General features: G+C 43.8%; 7 protein-coding genes. 5 read left to right on the top strand and 2 right to left on the bottom strand.

The features are described from left to right. Nucleotides 1-36: 36 nt before the first annotated feature. Nucleotides 37-1293 (bottom strand): dicarboxylate/amino acid:cation symporter, encoded by a 1257-nt coding sequence (locus tag AZ66_RS22150; RefSeq protein ID WP_044356828.1) that lies wholly within the window; start codon nt 1291-1293, stop codon nt 37-39. 126 nt (nt 1294-1419) lie between these two features. Further along, nucleotides 1420-2454 (bottom strand): DctP family TRAP transporter solute-binding subunit, encoded by a 1035-nt coding sequence (locus tag AZ66_RS22145; protein ID WP_044356827.1) that lies wholly within the window; start codon nt 2452-2454, stop codon nt 1420-1422. Between the two features lie 85 nt (nt 2455-2539). Here AZ66_RS22145 and AZ66_RS22140 point away from each other — a divergent pair, with 85 nt between their 5' ends. The 5 genes from AZ66_RS22140 to ppsA all read left to right on the top strand — a co-directional run. Continuing rightward, on the top strand, nt 2540-4144 hold the full coding sequence (locus tag AZ66_RS22140; protein ID WP_044356825.1) for an ATP-binding protein: 1605 nt from the start codon (nt 2540-2542) through the stop codon (nt 4142-4144). Then, nucleotides 4128-4940 (top strand): response regulator, encoded by an 813-nt coding sequence (locus tag AZ66_RS22135; RefSeq protein ID WP_052648761.1) that lies wholly within the window; start codon nt 4128-4130, stop codon nt 4938-4940. The genes AZ66_RS22140 and AZ66_RS22135 overlap by 17 nt, the downstream gene beginning before the upstream one ends. Nucleotides 4941-5325: 385 nt before the next feature. Continuing rightward, nucleotides 5326-6810 carry an Lsa family ABC-F type ribosomal protection protein gene (locus tag AZ66_RS22130; RefSeq protein ID WP_044356824.1) on the top strand — a complete coding sequence of 495 codons (1485 nt, stop codon included), beginning with the start codon at nt 5326-5328 and terminating at the stop codon, nt 6808-6810. 254 nt (nt 6811-7064) lie between these two features. Continuing rightward, nucleotides 7065-8111 (top strand): Cfr family 23S rRNA (adenine(2503)-C(8))-methyltransferase, encoded by a 1047-nt coding sequence (locus AZ66_RS22125; RefSeq protein WP_044356823.1) that lies wholly within the window; start codon nt 7065-7067, stop codon nt 8109-8111. A 12-nt stretch (nt 8112-8123) separates the two neighbouring features. Further along, nucleotides 8124-10553 (top strand): phosphoenolpyruvate synthase (gene ppsA / locus AZ66_RS22120; RefSeq protein WP_044356822.1); only part of this gene is annotated, 2430 nt, incomplete at its 3' end.

The following is a 10553-nucleotide window of genomic DNA, read 5'->3' as shown; positions in this document are numbered from 1 at the left end:
CAATTACAAATAATCGCAATTCTATTTCTGAGAGCCTTAATTATATGCAATGTTGTTGCTACTCTTTACAGCAGGCTCTTCAGCTTCTAATCGATTCGGATCAAATTCATTCTCCATCTTGGCGATAACAACTGTTGCTACACCATTACCGATCAGATTCGTAATTGCGCGAGCTTCGGACATGAAACGGTCAACACCCAGCAGTAGGGCCATGCCTGCGATTGGAATTGATGGGAAAGCAGCTAAAGTTGCAGCCAGTGTGATGAATCCTGATCCTGTAACCCCAGCAGCACCTTTGGAAGTTAGCATTAATACGAACAGAAGGGTAATTTGCTGCCAGATGCTTAGATCAACACCAGATACCTGAGCGACAAACAGCGCAGCCATTGACAGATAAATAGATGTACCGTCCAGGTTGAAGGAATATCCTGTTGGAATAACAAGTCCCACGACAGATTTGGAAGCACCGTATGCCTCGAGCTTTGACATCATTCGCGGCAGAGCAGATTCGGATGAAGAGGTACCAAGCACTAGTAAGATTTCTTCTTTAATGTAAGAGATAAATTTGAAGATGTTGAACCCGAATACTTTGGCGATGAATCCGAGTACGACGATTATAAATAGGAACATGGTCAAATAAACAGAACCCATCAGCTTGCCAAGTGTGAACAACGAGCCAAGACCAAATTTGCCAATCGTATATGACATTGCACCAAAGGCGGCAATTGGTGAAACCTTCATAATGATAGTAACGATACCAAAAAATACGTGTGAGAGCTTATCGAATAATGAAATGATGGCTTGCCCTTTTTCACCAATAGCTGTTAGAGCAAAACCAAACAGGACTGCAAAAAACAATACCGGAAGAAGCTCACCGCTAGCAAAAGCCCCAATAACATTATCAGGCACGATGTTCATGATGAAGCCCATTATACTATTATCATGCGCTTTCTCCGCATATTGTGCTACGTCACCTGTAGCCTTTGAAATATCGATTCCAGAGCCTGGCTTAACTACATTTACAACAAGCAGGCCAATTGCAAGTGCTATGGTTGTTACAATCTCAAAGTACAATAATGCCTTACCACCGATGCGTCCGACCTTTTTCATATCGCCCATACTTGCGATTCCATGTACTACGGTGAAGAAGATGATTGGTGCAATGACCATCTTAATAAGCTTGATAAAGATGTCTCCAAGCACCTTCAGTTCAACGGCATATTTAGGGAAAAATTGTCCGAAGAGAACCCCAAGGAGAATCGCGAATAATACCTGAACGGTCATGTTTTTCATGATTTTTTTAACTTCATGTTCTTACCCCTCGCTTTCACCATTGTAAGCGCTTTTATTCGATGTGCTTAAGTGTAAGAGAGAGGGGAGAAGGTGACAAGAATATGGTCATATTGTTCTTTTTGGTCTTTAAGGCCCAGAGATTTCGCTCATTACATCAGCCCCGATTTTCAATGCGAAATCTTTATAGAGCTCCTTTGAGGCTATCCTCCATTCCGATGTTTGTTCTTTCGTTAATATGGAAATCTGCAAATTCTGGTTCGTATTAATCTCGTTCATATGAGTCTCATTTCTAGCTGTTTTCTTATTTGCCTGCTCTGTTGTTTCATCCAGTGCTTCCATGAGCAGCTGTTGCACATCAGAAGGCAGGTTATCCCAGAAGGATTTGTTGAAAATAACGGCATAGCCCAAATAACCATGATTGCTAATCGTCATATATTTCTGTACTTGGTAGAGGCGTTTGCTTACGATATTCGATATCGTGTTTTCCTGACCATCTACTGAGCCGTCGGCTAGATTGCGATAAGCGTCGTTAAAAGGAATAACACTTGTCTTCCCTCCCCAGTTCTTAATGTGCCGTTCAATTAATGGACTTGGTTGTATGCGAAACTTTAGTCCTTTGAAATCTTGAGGCCCCAGAATAGGCCGTACATTGTTCGTCACTTGTTTAAAGCCATTGGACCAGAAGGCGACTCCCTTCATGCCATGCGGTTTAAGCGTTTGGAATAGCTTGTCTCCAAGTGAACCATTCAGCTTGCTTTCAACCTCATTCTGATCTTTGAAAGCAAATGGCAGATCCATTACTAGCCATGCTGGATCGATCTCGCTCATGGTTGAGAAGGATGGGGCTATCATTTGAATATCACCACGCTGAAGTGCAGCAACTTCATTATTCTCACCATATAGCATGCCATTTGGGAACACTTGTATCTCGACGCGATCCTTTGATTTCCTCTTTACTAGATCAGCGAATTCAGCTGCAGCGAGGCCCTTTGGTGTGTTCTCAGCAACTACATGACTGAATTTGATGACGATCCGTTGCTTAAGTCCAGTTTGTTCATCATCCTGAAAGAGCTGTTCATTCCAGTTTGGTTGATATCCGACGAGATATGCAGCTAACAATCCAACAATAATGAACATTCCAATACTTGCAATCGCTTTCAAATTTGTTCCTCCCAGTTGCTAAATTAGACTTATTATTGCACAATAGCAGATAAAGGTAAATATTTCGAAAAGGAGGGCAATAGACTTGAACCGAATAGGAATCTATTGGAAAATTGTTTTACTTTCATTCGGTTTGGTTCTGTTCTCCCTCCTTATTGCTGTAGAAGTCCTGCTAGGAAGCTTGACTAGCGTCAAAGAAGAGGGCTTGCGTCAACGGCTTATTACGACTGCCCAAACCGTTGCTAATCTACCGGGAGTGGCAGATTATATTAATGAGCAGAATGGAGCTGAGCATATTGCTCCCGTTGCTGACAAAATACGCATGCTGAATGAGGCTGATTATATTGTCGTGCTGGATATGAATCGCAAGCGCTTATCACATCCTCTATCGGACCGAATAGGAACGTATTTTAGTGGCGACGATGCGGATGCAGCTTTTGCTGAGCATATGTACGTTTCCAAAGTAAAAGGTGAAGCAGGTGTTGGCTTACGGGCATTCGTGCCAATCATGAACGCGAAGCATGAGCAGGTTGGCGTTGTAATGGCAGGAGGACTTCTGCCTACAATGAAGGATATTTTTCCCGAGCAACTCAGATCGGTTATGGTAATGATTATATTAGCGCTTTCGTTTGGAATGATGGGCTCAGCGATGCTTGCCAAACATATCAAGAAAGAGATGTATAATCTAGAGCCGCATGAAATTGCCACGATGTTTCGTGAACATACGGCTGCATTCCAAGCTATGCATGAAGGAGTAATCGCAATCGACAGTAAGGAGCGAATCACGATTTTCAATGAACGGGCTAAGCACATTTTTGGCGTGTCCAAGGATGTTATTGGGCTGAACATTTGGGATGTGATTCCAGATTCTCGCTTGCCGGAAGTACTTAAGGTAAAGATGCCGCTCTTGAACCACGAATTGCTGGTTGGCGATACGCTCATTTGGAGCAATCGAATCCCCATAATCGAGCATGGTATTACTCAGGGAGCCATAGCGATTTTTCAAGACCGCACGGAGGTTACGCATATGGCAGAAGAACTGACAGGTGTGCGAGAATTTGTGAATGCCTTGCGAGCCCAAAATCATGAGCATATGAATAAAATGCATACCGTTGCGGGGCTTCTGCAGCTTGGAAAACATGAAGAAGCATTAAGATATTTGTTTGAGGTATCTGATCAACATGAAGAGACAACAAGATTTATTCAGGAGCATTTTGAGGATGATGGAGTTGCAGGCTTACTGCTTGGTAAGATCAGTCGAGGACATGAGCTTGATATAGATGTGTTCATCGATCCGAATTGCGGTTTGCGTCAATTTCCAGATTCGCTTGATCGGCGAGATATCGTTCTTCTGGTAGGCAATTTGATTGAAAATGCATTTGATGCACTTTCCAATATCAAGGTTGATCAGAAGGCAGTGTATCTGTACATTGGACAAGATGAAGATTATTTATCGATTTTAGTTGAGGATAATGGCTGTGGTATGACAGAAGACACGAAAGCAAGAATGCTGGAACGCAGCTTCTCGACCAAAAGTGGAGAGCATCGTGGGATAGGCCTATTTCTGATAAGTGGGATTATTGCAAAAGGTAAAGGGCTACTTCGGTGTGAATCCTCCCCAGGACTCGGAACATCAATGGAAATCGTTTTTCCGATGAAGGAGGCGACAAGAGATGCAGGAGCAATGTAAACATATCGTGCAAGTAGTGCTGATAGAAGATGATCCAATGGTTCAGGAAGTGAACCGCATGTTCATCGAACGGGTGAATGGCTATAAAGTGATTGGTACGGCAGGCAATGGTCAGGATGGCTTGCGGATGATCGAAGAACTGAAGCCGGATCTTATCTTTCTTGATGTGTTTATGCCTTCATTTGATGGAATTAGTACGCTGCAGGAAATTAGAGCGCGTAATCTACCAGTGGATGTGATCGTAGTTACGGCTGCTAAAGAGACGGAAACATTGCGAGCGATGATGCGAAATGGTGCAGTAGATTATATTATCAAGCCATTTAAATTAGAGCGAGTTAAACGGACGCTGGAACGTTATCGTGATCGATACGAGACGTTAACCGACGATCATACAGTTACCCAAGAGCAGCTTGATCGTATTCTGCAAATGGGAGATGAGATCCGAACGGATAGCACTGTGAACGATGAATCTTCTCTATTAGGGCAGAGTGTACTACGAGACAAGAACTTTATCGAATCATCATCACCTGCTGAATTGTTTATACCTGCGGAAGAACTGCCAAAGGGATTAAATCCAGTAACACTTAAACAAGTGCTTGCGGTAATGGCTGATAGAGGTGGGAAGCTATCCGCAGAAGAAACAGCCGAAGGGGTTGGGATTGCGAGAGTGACAGCAAGAAGATACCTTGAATATTTGTCAAAGATAGGATATGTCCATCTAGAGGTGAACTATGGAGGCGTAGGGCGGCCAATTAATCGTTATGTGCTTCATTCAAGACCAAAAAGACTAAAATAATCCGAAACACGCCTTGTACGTGAATATTAAAATTACAAACGAAAAAAATGTAATACCGAAGTGGGTGGGGGCTACTGACTAATGAAGGTTAAATGCTGCCATTTCTTATTGCAATGAAATATCTGGTATGTTAATATTGCGCTAACACTTACGATAGGAGTTGAAGAGGATAATGTAGAATTTCTTGCTAACGTTTAAGGAATAAAACAAGTTCTATTTGTGCTGTTTTATTCTTTATTGGCAAGAAAGTTACCTTATTCTTTTCACTCAAAATATATCCTTATCTGACTCTGCGTAGGGTTGGATTTGTTTTATTTTTTGAGCTGCAAGAAAGGTCAACTTTCTTGCAGCTCTTTTTTATTTGTGAACCAAGGAGGTTTCTGGAATGTCATTGATCAAGGTAACGAATCTGACATTTGCCTATGACGGCAGTTACGACAACATTTTTGAGCATGTAAGTTTACAAATCGATACCAACTGGAAATTGGGCTTTACGGGGAGGAACGGCCGGGGCAAGACTACGTTTCTCAATCTGCTGCTCGGCAAGTATGAATACAGCGGAACGATTTCCTCTAACGTCAGCTTCGAGTATTTCCCGTTCCACGTCGAACTCAAGGAAAATTATACATTCGATGTGGTAGCTGACATCTATCCCGACTACGAGCACTGGCAGCTCATGCGCGAGTTTTCGCTGCTGAAGTTGTCAGAAGATGTGTTATATCGACCGTTCGACTCGTTGTCCAACGGAGAACAGACGAAGGTAATGCTGGCAGTCCTGTTTTTGAAGGAAGACAGCTTTTTGCTTATCGACGAGCCGACCAACCATCTGGATCTGCATGCTAGGAAGCTGGTAAGTGATTATTTGAACGGGAAGAGCGGCTTTATGTTGGTGTCACACGATAGGGCGTTTCTCGACAATTGTGTAGATCATATCATTTCGATCAATAAGACCAATATCGAAATTCAGAATGGAAATTTCTCAGACTGGTGGGAGAACAAACAAAGACAGGATAATTTCGAACTGGCTGAGAACGAAAAACTGAGGAAAGACATTAAGAGGCTGTCAGAAGCGGCCAAGCGAACGAGCAACTGGTCGCACGAAGTAGAAAAAACGAAAAACGGCACCCGCAACTCTGGCTCCAAGGTCGACAAAGGATACATCGGCCACAAGGCCGCCAAAATGATGAAGCGATCCAAATCGATCGAGCAAAGACAGCACTCTGCGATCGAGGAAAGATCACAGCTTCTGAGAAACGTTGATAGCTCGGAAAGCTTGAAAATATCGCAGATGACTTATCATAAACACCAATTGGTCGAGCTTGATCGCGTTTCGATTCATTATGGAGAAAAGAACGTGTGCAGCGATATCAGCTTTACTATCGAGCAAGGGGACAGAATCGTGCTCTCCGGTCCGAACGGCTCAGGCAAATCCAGTTTGCTCAAATTGATTTGCGGCGAGGAGATTCCTTATTCAGGCGTGTTTCGAAAAGGGAGCCAGTTGAAAATTTCCTACGTTTCACAAGATACCTCGCAGTTGCAGGGCAATTTGTCGGAATTCGCCAGATCCAGCGAGATTGACGAAAGCTTGTTCAAAGCGATTTTGAGAAAACTCGATTTTTCACGCTTGCAATTTGAAAAGGACATCGCTTCTTATAGCGGCGGTCAGAAGAAGAAGGTACTGATTGCGAAAAGCCTCTGCGAACACGCTCATTTGCATATTTGGGACGAGCCGCTTAATTTTATCGACGTCATTTCCAGGATGCAAATCGAAGAACTGCTGCTGGAGCATGCGCCAACTATCCTTTTTGTGGAGCATGACAGCGAGTTTTGCAAACATATCGCAAATAAAACTGTGGAACTGAACATATAACACACCCTAGGAGGATGAAAACAATGAGCATTGAGGTTGAGGTTGTAGATGATGTTGTGAACCGGTTCCAATCGATTGACCCGGTTCACAAAAAAATGATTCAGTTGCCGGAGGTATACCAATCTATCGACAGATGCACGTAGCGATTCTATCAGTAAATGCATCGTGTTTTTTCCTGCGTAGTTGGTGAAAGACGCATGAAAGCGTGGATGACGGTTGCTTTTTTGCATTTTCTCCGGCAGTAAGGAGAACACATGAAATCAATCTCGAAATATGAAACGATTGGGCAGATCCTGTCCGACTTCAAGCAGCCTGCATACCGGTATGGGCAAATTATAGACGCTATTTTCAAACAAAAAATTGCTGAATACGAACGGATCACCATACTGCCTACATTTTTGCGAGAAGCGTTGGCCCGGACGCTTGGTCCGAACGTCTCCAGCGTTAATCCCATAAAGGAACTCACATCGCAGCAGGTAAGCAAGGTGCTGTTTGCCATCGGTGGCGGTGAACGCGTAGAGGCCGTAAGACTTTCCTATAAACGAGGATGGAAATCGTATTGTATTTCCACGCAGTGCGGCTGCGGGTTCGGGTGCCGCTTTTGCGCCACGGGTACCATCGGGCTGAAACGCAATCTGACCGCCGACGAAATTACCGACCAATTGCTTCACTTTTACTTGAACGGGCACACCTTGGACAGCGTGTCCTTCATGGGCATGGGGGAGGCGCTCGCCAACCCGCACCTATTCGATGCACTGGCGATTTTGACTAATCCAAATCTCTTCGGTCTAGGACATCGAAGAATTACGATTTCGACCATTGGCCTGTTGCCAGGAATCGATAGGTTGACGCGGGAGTTTCCACAGGTCAATCTAACCTTCTCGATGCATTCGCCTTTCGACGAGCAACGGAGTGAACTGATGCCGATCAATAAGCGGTTTCCGCTCCGCGATGTGCTCAATTCATTGGATCGCCACATCCGACATACGGGAAGAAAGGTGTATATCGCATATATTTTACTTCGAGGGTTCAACGACTCGGCGGAGCATGCGAAAGCTGTTGCTGCGCTGTTGAGGGGAAGGGGAGCTTGGGAACACCTCTACCACGTGAACCTCATTCCCTACAATTCAACAGAAGTGACGCCTCAGAGCTACTTGCCATCTGATCCAGAGAGGATCGAAACGTTCGTGCGGACGTTGAAAATGTACGGTGTGAACGTTACGGTCCGAACTCAATTCGGAGCGGACATTAAGGCGGCATGTGGTCAGTTGTACCGAGCTGATTCTAAAATGAATGGATAGGAGAGATAGGGTATGAGTTCTTTCGTTCTCGGTTTTCAGGAAATGAAAAATAACCAGCTATTGCTCGTAGGCGGAAAAGGGTTGAATGTAGGGGAGTTATCAAAAATGGAAGGAATCCAAGTACCAGAAGGCTTTTGTGTGACAACAGGGGGATATCAAAAAGCAATTGAGCAAAACGAAACGTATCATGCTTTGCTCAATCGACTGACGACGCTAAACGTAGAAGATCGAGATCAAATTAGTGAAATCAGCAGGAAGATTCGAGAAATCATTTTGGAAGTAGAAATTCCTTCTGATGTTGTGCAAGCAGTAACTCAATATCTCTCCCGGTTTGGCGAGGAACATGCATATGCTGTGCGTTCTAGTGCGACTGCTGAAGATTTGCCACATGCCTCTTTTGCTGGCCAACAAGATACTTATTTAAATATTATCGGCAAAGAAGCCATCCTGAAGCATATCAGTAGATGTTGGGCCTCCCTATTTACGGATCGCGCAGTCATTTACCGTATGCAAAATGGATTCGACCACAGTCACGTTTATTTAGCCGTTATTGTTCAAAGGATGGTGTTCCCACAAGCTTCGGGAATTTTATTTACCGCTGATCCGATCACTTCCAACCGCAAGGTAGTATCGATCGATGCCAGTTTTGGACTTGGAGAAGCACTGGTCTCTGGCCTGGTATCTGCCGATTGTTATAGAGTAAAGGAAGGGGAAATCGCCGATAAGAGGATCGCGGTCAAAAAATTGGCGGTCTATGGACGAAAAGAAGGCGGAACAGAGACACAACAGATCGGTCCTGAGCTGCAAAAGACTCAAACCCTGACTGAGCAACAAATTTTACAACTAGCACGCATCGGAAGGCAGATCGAGGCCTATTTTGGTTGCCCGCAAGATATCGAATGGTGCTTGGTTGATGATGCCTTTTACATTGTTCAGAGTCGGCCAATCACGACATTATACCCGATTCCGGAAGCGAAAGATCAGGAAAATCGCGTATATGTATCTGTCGGTCACCAACAAATGATGACCGATCCTATGAAACCGCTGGGATTGTCTTTTTTCCAGTTAACCACTACAGCACCCATGAGTAAAGCTGGTGGCAGGTTGTTTGTTGATGTGACACCTATGCTCGCTAGCAGAGACCATGTATTACATTACCTAGGAAAATCCGATCCGCTTATCAAAGATGCACTGATGACCGTTCTAGAGCGGGATTTTATAAAGATGTTGCCAGATGATAACACAGCACCAAATCCGTATAAAAGCACCGCAGATAAAATGCGTGAAATTGAAAACAATCCGTCAATCGTTCCTGATTCAATTAGGCGTAATCAAGAATCGCTCGAAGCGTTGAAACACAATATCCAAACGAAATCAGGATCGGATTTGTTGGATTTTATTTACGAAGATCTCGAGCAATTAAAGAAGATTGTATTTGATGCGCAAATTATAGATGTCATTCTGGTTGCAATGGATGCTGCAGCATGGATCAATGAAAACATGAGCGAGTGGTTAGGTGAAAAACACGCAGCAGATACCCTTTCTCAATCTGTACCGGGCAATATTACTTCGGAAATGGGTCTGGCGCTATTGGATGTCGCAGATGTGATTCGTCCTTATCCAGAAGTCATAGATTATTTAGAACATGTAAAAGAGGATCACTTCTTGGATGAACTGTTTAAGTTGGAAGGCGGGCAGGAAACCCGAGACGCTATCGATGCTTATCTCGCCAAATACGGAATGCGCTGTGCCGGAGAAATCGATATAACTAGAACGCGTTGGAGTGAGAAACCAACTACGCTTGTTCCCATGATTCTCGGCAACATCAAAAACTTTGAGCCTAATGCGAGCAAGCAGAAGTTTGAGCAAGGGCAACAAGAAGCTATGAAAAAAGAACAAGAGTTATTAGAACGATTAAAGCAATTGCCGGATGGCGAACAAAAAGCCAAAGAAACAAAACGAATGATCAATCTCATTCGGAATTTCAGCGGGTTTCGAGAATATCCAAAATACAGCTTGATTAATCGCTACTTCGTATATAAGCAGGCTTTACTGAAAGAAGCTGAACAACTCGTACAAGCGGGCATCATTCATGAAAAGGAAGATATCTTCTATCTCGCTCTTGAAGAACTTCACGAAGTCGTACGCACCAATAAATTGGACTACCACATCATCAGCAAACGAAAAGACGAGTACAACTATTATGAAAAACTAACTCCGCCACGTGTTATCACGTCTGATGGTGAAATCATTGCAGGGGAGTATAAACGAGAAAATCTCCCGTCTGAAGCAATAGTCGGTCTAGCAGTGTCTTCTGGAGTTATAGAGGGACGTGCACGGGTCATTTTGAACATGGAAGATGCTGATCTAGAAGATGGAGATATATTAGTCACCGCCTTTACGGATCCTAGCTGGACACCATTGTTTCTATCTATCAAAGGT

The organism is Paenibacillus sp. E194 (assembly GCF_000935845.1).
Taxonomy (GTDB): domain Bacteria; phylum Bacillota; class Bacilli; order Paenibacillales; family Paenibacillaceae; genus Paenibacillus_B; species Paenibacillus_B alvei_B.
The sequence above is the reverse complement of the archived record's forward strand: the minus strand, read 5'-3'. Positions and strand labels throughout refer to the sequence as shown.